At 70.7% G+C, this 18,014-nt stretch carries 10 protein-coding genes and 3 pseudogenes; 5 read left to right on the forward strand and 8 right to left on the reverse strand.

The genetic code is table 11. From position 1 onward, the window contains the following. Window positions 1–18 precede the first annotated feature (18 nt). From ACIRA5_RS26300 to ACIRA5_RS26310, 3 genes are all read right to left on the reverse strand, one after another. A complete protein-coding gene (locus tag ACIRA5_RS26300; RefSeq protein ID WP_403694244.1) occupies window positions 19–4,905 on the reverse strand; it encodes a DNA repair ATPase in 4,887 nt (1,628 codons plus the stop codon). Between the two features lie 79 nt (window positions 4,906–4,984). Next, complete coding sequence (locus ACIRA5_RS26305) at window positions 4,985–7,063, reverse strand: flotillin family protein (RefSeq protein WP_403694246.1); 2,079 nt, start codon at window positions 7,061–7,063, stop codon at window positions 4,985–4,987. Window positions 7,064–7,129: 66 nt separating this feature from the next. Further along, entirely contained in the window at window positions 7,130–7,744 is a 615-nt protein-coding gene (locus ACIRA5_RS26310; RefSeq protein ID WP_403694249.1) for a hypothetical protein, read from the reverse strand. A gap of 248 nt (window positions 7,745–7,992) precedes the next feature. Here ACIRA5_RS26310 and ACIRA5_RS26315 point away from each other — a divergent pair, with 248 nt between their 5' ends. Continuing rightward, complete coding sequence (locus tag ACIRA5_RS26315) at window positions 7,993–9,051, forward strand: PucR family transcriptional regulator (RefSeq protein ID WP_403694252.1); 1,059 nt, start codon at window positions 7,993–7,995, stop codon at window positions 9,049–9,051. A gap of 10 nt (window positions 9,052–9,061) precedes the next feature. Here the strand turns inward: ACIRA5_RS26315 and ACIRA5_RS26320 are convergent. Then, window positions 9,062–9,298: pseudogene (locus ACIRA5_RS26320) on the reverse strand (flavodoxin family protein); the annotation flags it as partial. 406 nt (window positions 9,299–9,704) lie between these two features. Between ACIRA5_RS26320 and ACIRA5_RS26325 the strand changes: the two are divergent. After that, window positions 9,705–9,950, forward strand: coding sequence for a hypothetical protein (locus tag ACIRA5_RS26325; protein WP_403694254.1), 246 nt, complete (start codon window positions 9,705–9,707; stop codon window positions 9,948–9,950). Beyond that, window positions 9,947–10,573 (forward strand): annotated as a pseudogene (locus ACIRA5_RS26330) (class I SAM-dependent methyltransferase); the annotation flags it as partial. The gene ACIRA5_RS26325 and the pseudogene ACIRA5_RS26330, both read left to right, overlap by 4 nt. Window positions 10,574–10,749: 176 nt before the next feature. On the opposite strand, the gene ACIRA5_RS26335 reads toward ACIRA5_RS26330, so the two are convergent. The 3 genes and pseudogenes from ACIRA5_RS26335 to ACIRA5_RS26345 all read right to left on the reverse strand — a co-directional run. Continuing rightward, a complete protein-coding gene (locus ACIRA5_RS26335; RefSeq protein ID WP_403694256.1) occupies window positions 10,750–11,283 on the reverse strand; it encodes a hypothetical protein in 534 nt (177 codons plus the stop codon). After that, entirely contained in the window at window positions 11,283–12,533 is a 1,251-nt protein-coding gene (locus ACIRA5_RS26340) for a molybdopterin-dependent oxidoreductase (RefSeq protein ID WP_403694258.1), read from the reverse strand. Before ACIRA5_RS26340 ends, ACIRA5_RS26335 begins: the two co-directional genes overlap by 1 nt. Before the next feature lie 121 nt (window positions 12,534–12,654). Further along, a pseudogene (locus ACIRA5_RS26345) lies at window positions 12,655–12,915 on the reverse strand (transposase); the annotation flags it as partial. Window positions 12,916–13,062: 147 nt separating this feature from the next. On the opposite strand from ACIRA5_RS26345, the gene ACIRA5_RS26350 reads away from it, so the two are divergent. Together ACIRA5_RS26350 and ACIRA5_RS26355 are read left to right on the forward strand one after the other, a co-directional pair. Continuing rightward, on the forward strand, window positions 13,063–14,211 hold the full coding sequence (locus ACIRA5_RS26350) for a lactonase family protein (protein ID WP_403694260.1): 1,149 nt from the start codon (window positions 13,063–13,065) through the stop codon (window positions 14,209–14,211). 415 nt (window positions 14,212–14,626) lie between these two features. Continuing rightward, window positions 14,627–16,114, forward strand: a complete 1,488-nt coding sequence (locus ACIRA5_RS26355; protein ID WP_403694263.1) for an FGGY-family carbohydrate kinase — start codon at window positions 14,627–14,629, stop codon at window positions 16,112–16,114. Window positions 16,115–16,669: 555 nt separating this feature from the next. On the opposite strand, the gene ACIRA5_RS26360 is transcribed toward ACIRA5_RS26355, so the two are convergent. After that, window positions 16,670–17,827, reverse strand: coding sequence for a DUF3103 family protein (locus tag ACIRA5_RS26360; RefSeq protein ID WP_403694265.1), 1,158 nt, complete (start codon window positions 17,825–17,827; stop codon window positions 16,670–16,672). Between the last annotated feature and the right edge of the window lie 187 nt (window positions 17,828–18,014).

Consider the following 18,014-nt stretch of genomic DNA (forward strand, 5'->3'; position numbering starts at 1 on the left):
CAGCCCTCTTGGATTCCTTCAGCCAGTGTCCTGCGCTCGATCCCGCGGCCCGGCGGCGTGCCTGGCGGTGGGGTTGGCCATCGGGTGGCGGGGGTCGGCGGCCCGGTTGATCGCGGACTCGACGGCGGAGATCCGGTCGGCGAGCAGGCCGAGCGCGGCGACCGCGCGGGGCAGGGGGGTCTCGTCCGTGCCGCCGAGGGCCTGCGCACGGAGATACGCGGCCTTCACCTCCGTCCAGCGGAGCGCCTGTCCGGGGCTGAGGGTGCCGCGCAGTTCGGCCAGCTTCAGCAGGTTCGCCTCCGCGTCGGTCGTGAGGGTCCCTGCCTCGGCCGTGTAGTGGTCGTCGATGACGGCGCCGAGTTCGGCGTCGTTCATGACCGGCTGAATGCGTTGGGCGATCTTGTTCAAGGTGCGGTAGGAGCCCTGGAGCCGGAAGGGCGGCTCCGTGCGGGTGGCGTCGGTGCGGGCGGCGGAGGCGATGTAGGCCGCGTTGACCGCGAGGACGGTCGCGCGGGCGGTGAGCAGATGGCGCAGGACGGCGAGGATCCGGTCCAGCTCGGCGGCGGCGTACGGGTGGGTGAGGCGGTCAGCCCGGGCGGTCGGGTCGCCCTCGGCCAGCCGGATCAGCAGGTCCAGGTCGGTGCGCTCTCGCCCGGCGAGCGGCGCGAGGACCGGGTTCGCGGTGAGGGCGTTCTCGACGAAGCTGACGGCGAAGGCGTCCTCCTTGCCGGTCAGGACGTCTCCGAGGTTCCAGACGTCGGCACGGTTGGCGAGCATGTCGGGGACGTGGAAGCGGCTGCCGGACTCGGTGTAGGGATTGCCCGCCATGCAGACCGCGAAGCGCTTGCCGCGCAGGTCGTAGGTGCGCGGCTCACCGTTCCACACGCCCTCGACTCGGCGCGTGGCGTCGCACAGCGGGATGAACCGCTGGAGCAGCTCGGGCGACGTGTGCTGAATGTCGTCCAGGTAGAGAAGGGTGTTGTTGCCCGCCTCCCACGCGAAGTTGATCTTCTCCACCTCCTGGCGGGCGGTGGCGTTCGGAGCCTCGGCCGGGTCGAGTGAGGTGACGGCGCTACCGAGCGAGGGTCCGTTGACCTTGACGAGGACGAGGCCGAGGCGGTCGGCGACGTACTCCATGAGGGTCGTCTTGCCGTAGCCGGGCGGGGAGATGAGCAGGAGCAGGCCGCCGGTGTCGGTGCGCTTCGCATCGCCCGTGGTGCCGAGCTGTTTGGCGAGGTTGTCGCCGATGAGGGGGAGGTAGACCTCGTCGATGAGGCGGCCCCGGACGAACGAGGACATCACCCGGGGGCGGTACTCGTCCAGCCGTAGCCGGGTGCGTTCGGCCGTCACGAGGGTGGTGCGCTGCCGCTGGTAGGCGCGGAAGGCCGGGGTGTCCTTCGCCCTGAACTCCCGGGTACGGGAGAGGAGTTCGTCGATGCGGATGGTCAGGGATCGGTCGGTGATGCGCGGATGCGTGCCCAGCAGCCCCCTGACCGTCTCGGTCAGCGGCGCGTCGGACTCGTAACGCGGCAGGTCCGGGCAGAGTTCGGCGGCCACCGCCTCGGCGAGGTCTCCGGGGGTGATGTCCGTGCCGGTGGCGGAGCTGTACGAGGACAGCCACGCCTCGACGAGCTGGCGGCGCGCGGCGAGGTCGCCCAGGGCGGTGAGGTCCTCGTCGTACGCCGACGTGCCCACCGTGCGGCGGAACTTGTCGAGCAGGGTGCGGGTGGCCGCGCTGACGACGAAGCCGTCGGGGCCGGTCGTCAACTCCTCGAAGAGGTACACGGCGGACGCCTCGCCGACGTGAACTGCCAGCTCCGTCCGGAAGTCGGCGATCGCGGGCGTGAGGCCGAACGTGTCGCGGGCGCGGGCGAGCGACAGCGCGCGGCGTTTCAGGGTCGCGCGCTCCTCGGCCGGAAGCGTGTGGGCCCAGAACAGCTGGGCGGCCGCGCGGGCGCCGGGCTCGTGACGGAGGAGGCCCGCCCTCTCGTGCAGGCGCAGCACCGCGGTGAGGATCGCGGTCGCGTCGTGGTCGTGGACGCCGCGCTCGTGGCCTTCGTCGTACGCCGTCTGCGCGGCCTGTCGTACGAGGTCGGGGAGGTCGGCGTCCGCGAGGGCCGCCGGGCCGTGCTCGTCCAGCAGCCGGGCCGCGAGGTGCTCGGCGCGGTAGACCTGGGGCGATTCGGAGGGCAGGGCCCGGTCCCAGTAGGGGCGGGTGGCGGCGAAGTCCGGGTCCGTGACCGGAGAGCGGTAGTCGGTGCCGGTGAGCGCGAAGGCGAGGCCGTCGGCGGCCGGGACCAGGGTGAGGTCCAGGGGCTCGGTGTTCACGGCGAACCGGTGGCTGCCCAAACGGATGATGCGGCCGTCGTCGGTGTACAGGTCGGTGCGGTCGCGCAGGGCGCGGAACGCTTCCTGACGGGCGGCCTTCAGCCGGCCGTCCAGTTCCTCCGCCCGTACCCGGTCGCCGAGTTCGCGCAGCTCGTCCGCGGTGCGCCGGACCTTGGCGACCATCGGGTCGGAGGCGAAATACGTACTGACCGCGTCGGTGTCGGCGAGCGCGGCGGCCCGGCGCGCGACTGTTTCCAGGACCCGGTACGCCGAGGCGACGAGCTGTTCGGCCCGGCGGCCCCGGGCGTCGGCGAGGGTCTGCTTGCGGGCCGCGAACGCTTCGTACACCTCGGTCCGCTTGTCCGCCAGCTCGCCGAGGAAGTCGTCGAACTCCGGGAAGCGGGCTTCCAGGTTCTCCACCTGCACCAGCAGCCGCGCGAGTTGCTCGTCACAGGACTCCGGGCTCCCCGCGGCGGTGAGCGCGCTCGTGACCGACTGGCCGAGCAGAGCGAACTCGGCGGCGAACTCGGCGCGTCCCTCGTGCTCGAGGAGTTCGCGGCGGCGCGCGTCGAGCGTGGCGCGGGCGCGGTTGACGCCGCCCAGTACCTCGGCGGCGCGTTCCAGGACGGACGTCCGCACCGTTGCGTCGCCGATGTCCAGCCCCGCGACGACCTCGGTGACGGTCCGCAGTCCGTCGGTCAGTTCGTCGATGCGGGCGGTGACCGGAGCCGTCTCGGCGACGGTGGCGAGCGACTCGGCTTCCGCGACGAGTTGTTCGACGGCCTGGTGGTGACCGGTGAAGGCATCCTCACGGGCCAGGAAGGCGACGGCACGCTGCCCGAACGAGGCGAGGTCGGCCTCCGCGTCGGCGGCGAGCTCGTCGATACGGACGGTGTCGGCGTACCGCAGCTCCTTGAGCGTGAGCAAGTGACCCTGGGCGCGGCGAAGTTCGGCCAGGCCGTTCACCCAGGCGGCGGCGTCACGGGGCGTCTCACCGCGCAGGCGCCGTACCACCGTGGCGATGTGCGCGGCGGCCTCCGCGAGTGCGTCGGTGGCCTGGCGGGTGAGGGCCTCGACCGTCTCGAATTCGGCCAGTACCTGCTCGGCCGTGGCGCGGACCGCGTCCAGTGGGGTGCGCAGGTCTCCCAGGTCGGGGTCGCCGAGCCAGTGGTAGGTGTCGGCCGCGCGGACACAGGCGGCGAGCAGCGCCTCGTACACCTCGGCTGTCGGAGCGGTCTCCGAGACGGTACGCGTGAGGGACAGGCACTCGGAGATGCCCCGGACGAGGTCGGCGTTGCCGACACGTCCCAGCGCACCCGCTGCGGAACGCGGGGCGTCGGCGTAGGTGTCCGAGACGTACGGGGACCGCCAGAGCTGCAACGGGTGCACGCGTGTCGGCTCATCGGAGTCCGCCCGCAGCACCGTCAGCGTGCCGTCGTCGAAGAGCGCCCAGCCGTGGCCGGACAGCGGAGCGGCGAACTCCTTGCGGATCATGTTGTACGGGAGCAGGAGGCTGCGGCCCTCCACACGCGTGTGGAAGGCGAAGAGGACGTCCTCGCCGTTGGGCGAGCGGATCACCCGCTCGTACTCCAGGGCTGCCGTATCCACAGGGGCGGCGGTCCCGTCGAACGTCTTGTACGCCCCCGTGGCCAGGCAGTAGCCGCCGGGGAAGACGATTCCCTGGTCGGCGGGGAGGCGGCGGCACGCCTGCCCGATGCCGTCGAGGCGGACCACGGACCTGGTGAGTGTGTTGAAGACCAGGTAGCGGTGCGCGTCCTCCTTGTAGGGGCGGATGCGGAGCAGCATCAGGACGCCCACGCGCGCGTACGCGATGTCCGCGTCGGCGAGGGACTGGAGCGGTTCGTCGACCGGCTCGGCGTAGATCCCCTCTCCCGTCTCGGTGTTGTCCTCGATCTTGACAGTGAGGTTGCCACCGACCGTCTCGACGAAGACCTCGCCCTCGATGGAGACGTGCGGGTGGCGGCCGAGGACGTGGTCCTCCCGGGTCGTCTCGCGCCACTCGAAGTCGTGCGAGGGCGGGAAGACGTGATCGCGCTCCCCGCGTGCGTCCAGGAACGACGGCCGGCCGTCGGCCGAGAGGGCCCACCGAAGGACGCGGATGTCGTCGGTCTTCTCACCGGTCTGGAAGACGGCCAGCACCTTACCGTCCACGTGCCGCAGTTGGAGGAGGTGAGCCGCACGGTAGTAGCGGTACAGAGCGGCGAGTTCCCGTACGAAGGCGGGGTCGTCGAGGAGGCCGGGAACGGCGTCCTCGGGCAGCCGGTTCAGGTCTCGGTCGTACAGCGCGAAGACGTCGCCCACCGTCGTCTCCGGCCTGAGGCCGAGCAAGACGTCGTATCCGAAGAGCAGGACGTCACCGACGGAGACGATGTCGCGGGGCACACAGTGGTGCTCGGTGAGGATGCGTGCGGTGCCGGTGAGCTCCAGCCGGGTCGAGCCGAACTGCTCGGTGCGGCGGATGTTGAGCGCCTCGGCACGCCGGGCGAGTTCGCCTGCCTGTGCGGCGAGCCGGTCGCGCAGCACGTCGTACGTACCGGTGTCCAGGCCGGTGGTCATGGGATCCCTCTCAGGAAGGCGGGACATGAGGTCCGGAGCCGCCGTCCCCTGTTCGGCGGCTCCGGACCTGGCTTGGTGGTCAGACTCTGACGCTGCCGTTCAGGGCGGCGAGTGGCATGTCGGAGAGACCCAGCTCGCCTGCCTTGTCGAGCAGTTGCTGCACCTGCCCGGCGCCGGCGCCGCCCGTCCTCATCAGCTTCGTCAGCAGCGCGGAGACCGTCAGGTTCTGCACGTCGGCCGTGGACGCCGAGCCGAGGATCCGGCTCAGGTCGTCGGTGAAGCTCGACGTGCCGTCCAGCCACGGCTTCGCCAGCGCCTGCGCGGTCTCGGAGTGCCGCATGAAACCGTCGACGCCCTTGCCGAGTGCGATCGAGGAGACGAGGCGGTCGAAGAAGACCGAGTCGCCGCCGACGATGTTGATGTCGGCGTTCTCCAGTCCGGTGGCGAGCACCGTGGCCTGCGCTTCGGCGACCTGCCGCTGGACTTCGAGTCCGGCCAGCCGGATCTCCTTCTCGGCCTGGATCCGCAGCCGGTACTCCTCGTGGCCACGAGACGCGTCGTCCAGCGCCGCCATCGCGACGGCCTTCTGGCCGAGACCCTCCGCCTCGGCCTTGAGCTTCTCGCCGATACCGGTGGCCTCGGCGAGCGCTTTGGCCCGCGAGCCCTCGGCTTCGGCGCGCAGCCGGGCCTCGGTGCCCTCCGCCTCGGCACGCAGCCGCGCCTCGGTGGCCACGGCTTCGGCACGGCCGGCCTTCTCGGTGACCTCGGCCGCCTTGTCGCGGACCTGCACGTCGGCGAGGCCCGCGGCGGCGGACTCGGCCTGGATGCCCTCGGCGAGCCGCAGCTTGGCCCGCGCGTCGAGGTCGGCCGACTTCAACCGGGCCTCGGCAAGCGTCAGTTGCTCGGCGGCGCGGTGTTTGGCCGCGGTCTCCGCCGCCTCGGCCGCCTTGATGTCCTTGACCAGCTTCTCCTGGGCCTGTGCCTCGGCGGCGATGATCACGGTCTGCCGTCCGCGCTCGGCTTCCTCCACGGCCCGCAGCTTCTTGATGGACTCCTCCTGCTCGGCGACCGTACGGTCCACCGCCACCCGCTCCCGGACGACCTCGGCGATGTCCCGCTTCTCGGCCTCGACCTCCTTGTCGGCGGCGATGCGCGTCAGGCCCGTCTCCCGTTCCCGGGCGATGACCTCCAGCAGCCGGTCCTTCTCGATGCGCTCGTTCTCGATGGCGATGACCCGCTCACGGTTCTTCTGCGCGACGGCGATCTCGCGGGCCTGGTTCTCGCGCTGGATGCCGAGCTGCTCCTCGGTGCGGATGAACGCGCCCTGCGAGCCGAGCCGTTCCTCCTCCTGCACCTTCGCGGTCGCGGCCTCCTCGCGGGCGCGGAGGGTCTCGACCTCGCGCCGCTGCTTGATCTCGGCCTCGGCCTGCCGGCGCTCCAGCTCCAGGATGGTCTCCCGGGCGTCGACGTTCTGCCGGGTGATCTCCTTCTGCTCGGTGCGCTGGAACTCGTTCGTGCGGACGTGCTCGATCGTCGTCAGTTCGGTGATCTTGCGGATGCCCTGGGCGTCGAGGATGTTCTGGTTGTCGAGCTGCGTCATCGGCGTCTGCTCGAGGAAGTCGATGGCCGCGTCGTCGAGGTGGTAGCCGTTGAGGTCGGTGCCGATGACCTGGATGATCCGGTCCCGGAACTCCTCGCGCTTGGTGTACAGATCGACGAAGTCCAGCTGCTTGCCGACCGTCTTGAGTGCCTCGGAGAACTTCGCCGCGAAGAAGTCCTGGATCGCCGCCGCGTCGCTCGCGGTCTCGGTGCCGATGGCCTGCGCGACCTTGATGACGTCCTCGACCGTCTTGTTGACCCTTACGAAGAAGCTGATGTGGATGTCGGCGCGGATGTTGTCCTGGCAGATCAGACCCTCGCGGCCGGTACGGCGGATCTCGATGGTCTTCACCGAGATGTCCATGTACTCGGCCTTGTGCAGCACCGGCAGCACCACGGCGCCGGTGAAGGTGACATCCACCTTCTTCGTCTTGGAGATGATCAGCGCCCGCCCCTGCTCCACCTTGCGGAACAGCCGGCCGACCACCAACAGCATGGTGATCGCGATGAGGAGGACAACGGCGACGAGCACGCCGATGCCCAAGGAGATGACATCCATGGCAAACGTCCTTGAGGCGTAAGGAACTTCAAGCGGGTGAGAAAGTGCGGAGCGGGCGCGGGCGGCTCACGTGCCGTGGCCCCGCGGGTCGAGCGCCGTGTCGTACGGCGCGACCCAGAAGAACTCGCCCACCTCGTCGTAGGCGTACAACAGGCCGGTGCTGCCGCTGGTGAGGACCTCGTCCGCGGTCTGGCGCACCTGCACCACCGCGGTGGAGCCGTCCTTCGCCGCGACCTCGGCCTGCCCGAACCCGGCGTCCACCCGCCCCGTGCGGATGGTGCAGGTGAGTCCCACGAAGTCCAGCCGGGACGGGCCCGGTTCATCGGGGAAGAGGTGGCGCAACGGCCGTACGAGCAGGCGGGTCACTCGCCAGGCGATCAGCAGTGCCCCCGCCAGGACCACCAGCCCGGCCGCCCCGCGGACAGCCCCGGAGGACACCAGGGGATCGAGCAGGACGGTCGCGCTCAGACTCAGGAACCAGCCGATCGCGGTCACCAGGGAGAAGACGACCGTGACCGGGACCCCGCCCAGTCCCCAGGCGTCGACATGCACGTGGCCGTCGAAGCCGTGCGACTCCGCCGCTCCGACGGCGACCAACAGCCAGAAGCCGACGACCACGACGAGCGCGGCCGTGAACAGGATGGTGGGAAACCCGCTGACAGCCACGAGAAACGACCACATGCCCCCACCCCCGCTCGTCGTGTTGTGCTGCCGACCTGTGTCGGTGGCGCACGGCTCCCCTCCGGCCATCGATGCCGGACACCGTCCAGGCGTCCGGCACCGAGACCATCCGCCGTGCTCCCCTGCGCCCATCGTGCATGTCAGGTACCGACCAGCGCATTGCCGGTTCCCGGCAGTGTTCACTAGGGTCTGCATGCCGGTCGCCGCTAAGGAGTCGTCACCGGGCCGTCAAGAAACCGGGGGACGACGTGACGGAGCGGGAGATACCTGAGCAGTATCTGGAGGGCTACGCCCGGATACTGGCCGATGTCTCGGCCACCGGCCGCCGCCTCACCCGCGACGAGATCGAGTCACGGCGTGTCCTCGGCGAACAGGCCGCCGACGCCGGCCACGGACTGCGCGCACTCGTCAGCGCCCACCTGTCCGCCGCCCGTGCCGCCTGGCCCACGACACCCGGTTCCGCCGACAGCACACTCGCCGCGATCGAGCAGGTCATCGACGCCTTCGCCGAGGGCTTCGAACGAGCACAGTTCCTCGCCGTACGGAAAGAGGAGGCGGCGCGCCGCGAGTTCATCGACGACCTCCTCTACGGCCGCAGCGACCTGGGCCGCCTCGCCGAGCGCGCCGAGCGCTTCGGACTGCGCCTCTCCCACGCGCACGTCGTGGCCGTCGCGCAGGGCACGACGGCCTACGACGAAGGCGCCGCGGTGCCACGACAGGTGGAACAGTCCCTCATCGCACGCTTCGGCGACCGGAGCATCCTGCTCACCACCAAAGACGGGCGGATGCTGTGCGTCGCGCCCGGCGACCAGGACGACGTCCTCACCTACTTCGCCAAACAGGCGTACGCGGCCACGGACGGCGGACGTGTCGCCATCGGCCGCCCCCAGACCGGCCCCGGCGGAGTCGTCCAGTCCTACGAAGAGGCACTGAACACCCTCGAACTCGCCGAACGCCTCGAACTCGACGACCCGGTACTGCGCGCCGCCGACCTGCTCGTCTACCCCGTCCTCACCCGGGACCGCCAGGCGATGGCCGACCTCGTCCTCGACGCCCTCGGCCCGCTCACCGGCGCCCGCGGCGGTGCCCAGCACCTGCTGGCCACCCTCACCGCGTACTTCGACTCGGGCTGCGTGGCCGCCGAGGCCGCACGCCGTCTCTCTCTGAGCGTGCGCGCCCTGACCTACCGGCTGGAGCGCATCCACAAACTCACCGGCGCCAACCCCGCCGACCCGGCCCACCGCTACACGCTCCAGACCGCGGTCATCGGCGCCCGACTGCTGAACTGGCCCGCCAAGAGCCTGTGACCCGGCCGAATCAGCGGTAGTCGGGGTTCGGGGCGTCCAGACGACAGCCCGCGTCCCATTCCGAGCGCTGGTTGCCGTGGGCGGGGACACCGCCCGCACATTTCAGCAGGGCCGCCAGGTGCATCAGGTTCCAGGTCATGAACGCGGTGTAGCGAGGGGTGAAGTCGTTCTCCGGGCCCCCCGAGCCCGGGTCGAGATACGAGGGCCCCGGCCCCGCCGCGCCGATCCAGCCCGCAGGGACGCAGGGCGTCCGCAGCGCGGAGTTGACGAGGCCGGCGGACGAGGGCGGGTTCGGCGTCGGAGCCGAGGTCACCCGTACGGCGTACTTCCTGGGGCGGCGCGTCGACTAGGTCCTGCGCGTGGCCGCGTACGAGCCCCCACGGCTGTGGGACATGGTGTCCGTGGCGGGCCCGATGCCCCTGCACGTCACCTACACCTTCACCCCGGCCCCCAGGGGACATCGCACCCTCAAGGGACGATTGCCCGCATCCGTGTCCGGGGCGGCGGAGGCGGCTTCTGTCGACTGGCCGCGCCGCTCCTGGCCCGCCAGGTCCGCACCTCCCTCGGCAAGGACCTGCGCGACCTCGAACGCAGCCTGTTCCGCAAGGACCGAAAGTCCGATACGCATCATTTGTCACCGTAAGGTGAAAGCCGTGACCACCTCTCCCGCAACAGAACCGGACGCGGTGCCTGTCGACGTGGTCCTGCCCTGCCTGAGGGCTGCCGCCTTCGCGGGCTGTGCCGGGCCCGCACTGCTCGCGGTGGATGTCACCGGCCGCGACACGTACTTCGATCCGGCCGGGGACGACGACTTCGTGGCCCTCGGACTCGCCGCCGCCGTGCCGCCCGGGCGCTTCGCCGCGGGAGCGGCGCGACTGGAAGCGGGAGTCTGCCGATGAGCGCGGCAGACGAGGTGGCGCCTCGACCGGGCGCCGCGGAACGCCCGCCGCCGGCTCCCCTGGGGCGCCCGGTAACCAGCCTCACTGGCCACCAGCCACTGCACCTCACGGGTCACCAGCCGCTGAGCTTCACGAATCACCCGCAGCAAGATCTCGTCGAGCGAACCGCACCAGCCATCAGACGCGCTTCCCCCGCACCGTCCGACGACACCGCACACCCCTGGTCAGGCGACCCCTACTCCACCGCCCTGCGCACCGGCCGTGGCCCCCTCTACCTCCGCGGCACCGACGGCCGGCTGCTGACGCTGGAGGTGGAGCGGTGGTGCGCCGCGGCCGATGCCGCGGATCTGGAGGTACTGCGGCGGTGCGAAGGGGTCATACTCGACGTGGGATGCGGGCCCGGCAGGCTCGTGGCGGCGCTCGCCGCGCAGGGGCGGCGAGCGCTGGGTATCGATGTCAGCGAGGCGGCCGTCGCCCACACCGTGCGGTCGGGCGGGCAGGCGCTGCGCCGGTCCGTCTTCGAGCCGCTCCCCGGTGAGGGTGGCTGGGACACCGCCCTCCTCGTCGACGGCAATGTCGGCATCGGCGGCGACCCGGCCGCCCTCCTGCGCCGGATGGCCGAACTCGTCGCCCCCGGCGGAGTCCTGATCGCCGAGACGGCCCCACTCGACGTCGACGAACGCGTGCAGGTTCGCGTCGCCGACGGCCGCGGTGTCGCCAGTACCGTTTTCCCGTGGGCCCGCCTCGGCACCCCCGCCCTCCTGCGATACGCCCGCCGAGCAGGCTGGCACCGAGACGCTCAGTGGGCGGCCGGGGGCCGCTCCTTTGTCGCCCTGCGCAACCGCTCCGACCTCGCCGACCTCGCCGACCTCCACGAGCGCAGCACGAGCAGCACGGCGGAACCCCCGAACAGCACCGCCGTGACCAGCAGCCAGCGGGCCAGGAAGCCGTCGCTGGACAGCCCGGTGTCGGACCGATAGCGGTCCGACACCTGCCCGCTGATCAGCGGAAACCACATCAGCAGCAGAAGCGCCGAGAACGCGGCCGGGAACCGGACATAGAGCGTCCACTCCCGATGGCCGACCGCGTCCAACCCCCGCGTGAGGGCCCGGTCAGCCCCCGAGTACAAGGGCACCAGTACCAGATCGTGCAGGAGCGCCACCCCCACGAACCACAGCGCCACCCCGAACCAGTCCCCCGCGAGCAGCCGCACCCCGGCGTACCCGGCGAGCGCGAACGAACAGGCCAGCAGCAGGATCTGCAGCGGACTGCCCAGGACGGGCTTCCCGAACGGCCGCCGCATCACAGGTCTGCGCATCGCAAGTGGTCGCATCACAGTTCTCCGAACGTCATCCGGGCCACCCACTTGGTGTTGAGCACACCGGGCGCCGCGGGGGCGATGATCCGCGCGGGATAGCCGTGGTCGGGGGTCAGATCCTCACCGTTGGCGAACAGGGCCAGCAGGGAACGTGGGTCGCGCACCTGGTTGTAGCGCAGTGCGCCCCGGCGAAACGCCCCGTGCCGCTGCAACGACTCCACCAGAACGTCGGGCGCCGCGCCCGCCTCGTATCCCACCAGCGCCGCGAGGTCCCGCAGCCGCACGCCCCGCCACCACTGGTCGGAGGTCGACCAGCCCTCCACGCAGGCGATGGGCAACGCGGCGCTGTGGAGCGGGAGTTTCAGCAGCTCGTCCCGGCTCAGCCGGACCGTGCGCCCGCGCCCCTCGACGACCAGCCGCCACACCTCACCCGTCGTCTCCCGCATGTCGATGCCGACCGCCGCCGCCGTCTTGTTGATCTGGAAGCCGCCCGGACCGCTGCCGGGTTCCGGGCCGCCGTGCGGCGCGAGCACGGCCGTCTCCCGCAGCGGCGCGTCGAAGCTGTGCCCGGCCGTCGTGGCGAACAGCACCAGCGATCCCCCGCCCACGAACCCGAGGGCACCACGCCGCAAGACAGTGGGCGGGTCGGGGTCCGGTGCCACCAACTCATCGTCTGATGCGGGTGGTTGACCTTCGTCCCGGAGCTGGCGCAGATTACGTGCCGCCATGGGCACCCGCAGCACGGCGTGTGCCACGAACGCGGCGATGAACACCCAGGCCCCGTAGAAGTGCAGCGGATAGAAGGAGCCGGGGAAGATGTAGTCGAGCTGGACGTTCAGCACGCCCGTCGTGAACTCGAACAGCGCGCCCCCGACCAGCAGGAGCAGCGAGATGCGCTCCAGCCCGTGCGCGAGCGACCGCACCGGCGGCAGCGTGAAGAGTTTCGGCACGACCGACCACAGCTTCGCCAGCAGTACCGGGATCAGCGTGATCCCGAGGGTGACGTGGACGCCCTGGGTGAGGCGGTAGAGCCAGGACGGGTTCGTCGGCCAGGAGAAGAGATAGAAACCGAGCAGCCCCTTGTCCGGGGTCATGTCGTTCACCGGTGACAGGTTCGGGTTGTAGGCGGCGTACGACACGAGACCCGTCACGAACAGCACGGTGATGCCGCCGAGCAGGACGACGCCGAGCGCCGAGGTGAACCAGGGGCCACGCAGTGGGCTGCGCCAGAACGCGGGTGAGGTGGGGAGCTTCGGCTTGCGCATGTCCCGACCGTAGGTCTAGGGCTCCACCGAACGGACCCTCGAACCGTGACGAAACTCCGACGTCCACCCCGGTGGCCGCGCCACAGGGCGCTCCGCACCCGAGCCTGCCGAGGTGAACCGCGATCTTCCCCACGTCCATCGCGGTGGCGTCGTCGGTCGGCCCAAGCCGGATCGCGTCCGGCGCGGCGGTCCACGATGTGCGGCCTGTTTCCAGGGCGGCGGCGAACGAGCAGGGCCGGCCCGGGATGAACTGATCAGCGCTGCGGCCCCGCCCGTCGACGTGCCAGAACAGCAGGTTCGGGCTCGTGGGGGCGTCGGGGCGCAGTCAGTTGCGCACGTCGACCGCGAGGACGAGCCGCCTGTCGGCGGCCCGCGGCGGCGGCGTGGCGCTACCGCGGGGCCTCGGCCGTCAAATCCTTACGAGTCGCGGACGTCCAGGCGATATGCCGGATTCGTCGAGTTGTCGCCCTCCCGAGCGACCTACCGTTTCAGCCAGCCCGAACTTCCGTTCCACATCCGGAGAATGACGATGACGCTTGCACGTACCGCCCGGATCACCGCCGCGATCGGCACCGCCGCGCTCGCCGTTGCCACCGCGCTCGCTGTCCCGGCCTCCGCTTTTGCCCCGCTCAAGACCGAGCAACACAGCTCCACGGTCTTCGTGCAGACCGACAACCCGGGCGGGAACGCCGTCGTCGCCTACGACCGCAACGCCGACGGCACACTCACCACTGCCGGCAGCTACCCCACCGGCGGCTTGGGCGGCAGCCTGGCCGGCTCGGTGGTGGACCACCTCGCCTCGCAGGGCTCGCTCGCCTACGACCATGAGCACCACCTGCTCTACGCCGTGAACGCGGGCAGCGACACCGTCACCGTGTTCGCCGTGCACGGCGACCGACTGAAGCGCACCCAAGAAGTAGCCTCCGGTGGGTCCTTCCCGGTCAGCATCGCCGTCCACGACAACCGGGTCTACGTGCTCAACGCCCTGGACGGAGGCACGGTGCAGGGGTTCGTCCGGGTCGGCGACCGCCTGGCCGCCGTCCCCTCCTGGAACCCCGGCCTGGGCCTGGACCCGGCAGCCACGCCCCAGTTCACCCACACGCCGGGCGAGATCGCGTTCACCCCTGACGGCACCCGGCTGATCGTCACCACCAAGGCCGCGACCAACAGCATCGCGGTGTTCCCCCTGGACCGCTCCGGCGCCCCGGCCGCCGCGCCGGTGGTGAACTCCCTCCCCGGGACCGTGCCCTTCGGCTTCGTCTTCGACGCCGCGGGCCGCCTGCAGGTCACCGAGGCCGGCACCAACGCCGTGGCGACCTTCGCCGTAGCCCGAAACGGCAAGGTCACCCCGGTGGGCTCCCCCATCGCCACCGGGCAGGCCGCGACCTGCTGGATCGTCAGGGACGGGCGTCACCTTTACACCTCCAACGCCGGCAGCAACAGCCTGTCCGGCTTCCGTACCGGCCACCGGCACAGCCTCGTCCCGCTCGGTAACACCGCCACCGACGGCGGCACCGTCGACGCCGCCGTCTCCTCGGACGGCCGCTACCTCTACGCGCAGACCGGCGCCAAGGGCATCGTGGACGAGTTCCGGGTCAACCGCGACGGCTCACTGACCGCGATCGGCTCGGTCACCGTGCCCGACTCGGTCGGCGGCGAAGGCATCGTAGCCCTGTAGCCGCCACCCGACAGGCCGCCCGATCAACGTGCGTACCCGGGGTACCCGGGAGGCGGTCCACACCTGGTCGTCACTCCAGCCGTGCACAGCCGGCCCCCCCTCCAGCCTCTACACGGAAGCGAGGACCGACAACGTTGCCTGACCGTGGAGATGATGTGCCTGAGATGCGAACGACTGTTACAAGCTGATCCCTTCGTGCGACGGGAGCAGAAGTGAAGGGGTGCAGACCGTGGAGTCCGTGTACTGGGCGCGGACCGGGTATCGCGGTTCTGGCCACGGCGGCCGGGGGCGCCGCCGCGCTCGTCCGAGGTACAGATGTGACGACATCTCCGGCAGCCGTCCGGCTGAACCGCGACCGCCCGCCGGACCGAGCGACAACCTACGGTGGCGCACCCGGCGCCAAGGGAGGCAGTACATGATCGACGTCGTCTTCGGAGTTGACGTTGGCACCTCCAGCACCAAGGGCGTGGTGGTCGATGCTGCCGGCCGCATCCTGGGCGAGGCGGTACGCAGTCACGTGGTCGACCGTCCCCGGCCGGGGCATGTCGAGATGGACGCACATGTGTGGTGGGACGAGTTCGTCTCGCTCGCGACCGAACTGCTCGACCGCGACGACATCACCGTCCGAGCCGTCGGAGTCAGCGGCATGGGCCCGTGCACCCTCCTGGTCGACGACGCGGGAGATCCGGTGCGTCCGGCGGTGCTGTACGGGGTGGACACCCGCGCCGGGGAACAGATCACGCGGCTGAACCGGGAGTTGGGGCGGGACACGATCTTCCGCAGGTGCGGGTCGGCCCTGTCGTCCCAGGCCGTCGGGCCAAAACTCGCCTGGATCCACGAGCGGGAACCCGAGGTGTGGGCACGTGCCCGCCGCCTCCTCATGCCCGCCTCGTGGCTTGCCCACCGGCTGACCGGCGCCTACGTACTGGACCTGCATTCCGCCAGCCAGTGCACCCCGCTGTTCGACATCCACGAGCAGCGCTGGATCCCCGAGTGGGCCAAGCACATCGCACCCGGCATCGAACTCCCCCCACTGCGCTGGCCGGGCCAGGAGGCCGGCCGGGTGGGCACGCCCGTCGCGGGCATCCCGGCCGGGACACCGGTCATCGTGGGGACGATCGACGCCTGGAGCGAGGCCATCAGCGTCGGCGGCCACGGCGTCGGCGACCTGATGCTGATGTACGGCACCACGATGTTCCTGGTGAACACCGTCGACCGGCTCGTGACCAGCCCGTCGATGTGGTCCACGGTCGGTGCCCTGCCCGGCACCCGTTGCCTGGCCGGCGGCATGGCCACCTCCGGAGCCGTCACCGACTGGCTGGGCCGCCTCTTCGGCGACGTCGGCCTCGGCGTGCTGATCGACGAGGCGGCCGCCTCGCCCCCGGGTGCGAACGGCCTGGTGATGCTGCCGTACTTCGCCGGGGAACGCACACCCGTCATGGACCCCGACGCCCGGGGTGTGATCGCGGGCCTGACGCTGGGTCACACCCGGGGCGACCTGATGCGGGCCACGCTGGAGGCCACCGCCTACGGTGTCCGGCACAACGTCGAGACGATGCTCGCGGCCGGCGCCGACATCCGGCGGATCGTCGCGGTCGGCGGCGGCACCCAGGGCGGGCTGTGGCCTCAGATCGTCAGCGACGTCACTGGTCTCGAGCAGATCGTCGCCCGCACGACCATCGGTGCCAGCTACGGTGCCGCCTTCCTCGCCGCCGGGCTGATCGGCCGACCGGACATCACGGCCTGGAATCCGGCGGAATCGGTGGTCCGGCCCGATCCCGCCACCGCGGGTGTCTACGACCGCCGGTTCACCCAGTACCGGGTCCTGTACGAGAGCACCACCGCGGTCACCCACGCCCTCGCACACGACCAGAACACCGGCCATGAGGAAGATGCCCCATGACGTCGTCCTACGCCCTGCCCGCCCCGTCCCACGTCCGGCCCTGAAGTCGGACGGCGAGTACCACTCGCCGAGCCACCACTGAGCGCCCTGCTCCTCGAACCACTACCCCTCTGTGAACCCCGGCTTCACCGCGAGGCCACCGAGGGGTCGTTGACGGTCTGGGTGCACGGCGCCGCCGGCTCGTCGGGAGGCGCTCAACAATCCGCGATCAAGATCCGGGCCATGCTCGGCCCAGGACCGACACACTGCTCACCCAACCGCATTCGTGCTGCGCAGAGGCGTGCAGAGGCGTGCAGAGGCGTGCAGAGCATGTATCACCAGCAGGCGAAGCACCTCCTGAGGTCCTCATCGGCGAATCGGCTGGGCTTCTTCCAGTCGCAGAAAAGGGGCGTCTGACCGGGTCAGACGTCCGGCAGGCGCCCCCCTTGACCAGTGCCGGGCGCGGCTGCGCCGTGGTATCGGTCATGCGGTCTCCACGGCACGGCCGCCGCGTCCTCGGCACGGACCGGCGCGTTCATCGACGTCCGGCTGCCGGTCCGCTCTTGCGTGCGAGGTCTAGAACTCCTCGACGAAGTAGGGCTCGACGGTCATCCAGCCGTTGCCCGAGGCGCCGTTCAGCCGGCCCGAGGAATTCTGGGCGAGGGTGTACCAGGACTCCACGTAGTCGGGGTCGTCGGTGAACCAGCTGTCTGGAATCGCGCTCAGGACCGCGTTCACCAACGGGATGTAGGTGCCCTGGTCGGTCACGGTGAGCAGCGCCGTGGTGATCGCCTGTGCCAGCGCACGGTAGTTGGTGCCGTCGTCGTCCTCCATCATGACGACGTCGGCCAGGTTGTACTTGTAGTTCGACCAGTTGACCAGGATCTGGTTCGGGTAGTAGACGGTGCCGTCGTAGTCCAGGTAGGGCATGTCCACCGAGTCGACGCGCGCCGTGCCGTCCTGGCCGAAGCCGGTCACCAGCGAGAACATCTCGGCGGCGCCCTTGAACCAGGGCTCCTGGTCGTCGTTCACCTCGACAGCCGTGATCTTGGTCGCCCACCAGCCCGCCGCGGTCGCGGCGTCGGCGCTGTTCGCTGCCTTCGACGGGACGGGGGCCAGACCCTTGTCGGCGAAGGCCTTCTGCAGCACCTTCAGGCCGGCCCGGTGAGCCTTGGTGACGTCGATGTCCAGGATGTACAGCGGGCGGTCGGGGACGCGCGCGGTGTCGACGGCGTGGGCATGGCCCTGGCTGTCGTACGCCGTGATGTTCTTGGCGTCGTCGGCGACCGCGGCGACGGCGATCCAGGGAGCGACTTCGGCGTCCAGGCGCGACCGCATGGACGGCGCGCCCAGTCGAACGCGCAGCAGCGACCCGGTCGACGCGGGCAGGCCCTTCAGGCCCGCGATGCGACGGTCCGCGGCCGAGAGGGAAGCGAACAGGTTCCTGCCCTCGGGAACAGCGGTCCTGCTCGCCAGCGCCTGGAGGTCCACGTCCTCGGTGCCGAGCACGGCCGTACCGACCTGCTCGCGCCACTGCGGGTCGACCAGCGAGGCGGACAGCGCCCGCGCAATCTCCTCCTCGGTCGATCGCACCGGAGACCGCCGGAACGGCGTGGCCTGGTCCCCCGTGTCCCGCACGGGCGCGGCGATCGCCGGCTGGCAGGTGCCGCCGATGACCGCGGACAGCATCACGCCGATGAGGACGCCGCGTCTCTTGCTTGATCTGCTCACCATGCTCCTTGTGTTGTCGGTCACCGCCGCGCCCACGGTGAACGGGCGGCCGTCCTGGGGGTGTTGGGCCCGGATTGCCTCGGGCACCTGAAAGGTCGCAGCCGCGCACCTGGTCGCGCGCCACCGGGCGTTCACCAGGACACAGCCGGATTGACCTATACATGACAGAATTGGAATCGAGGGATGAACG

The organism is Streptomyces sp. NPDC096311, from assembly GCF_044763085.1.
In the GTDB taxonomy this organism is placed as follows: domain Bacteria; phylum Actinomycetota; class Actinomycetes; order Streptomycetales; family Streptomycetaceae; genus Streptomyces.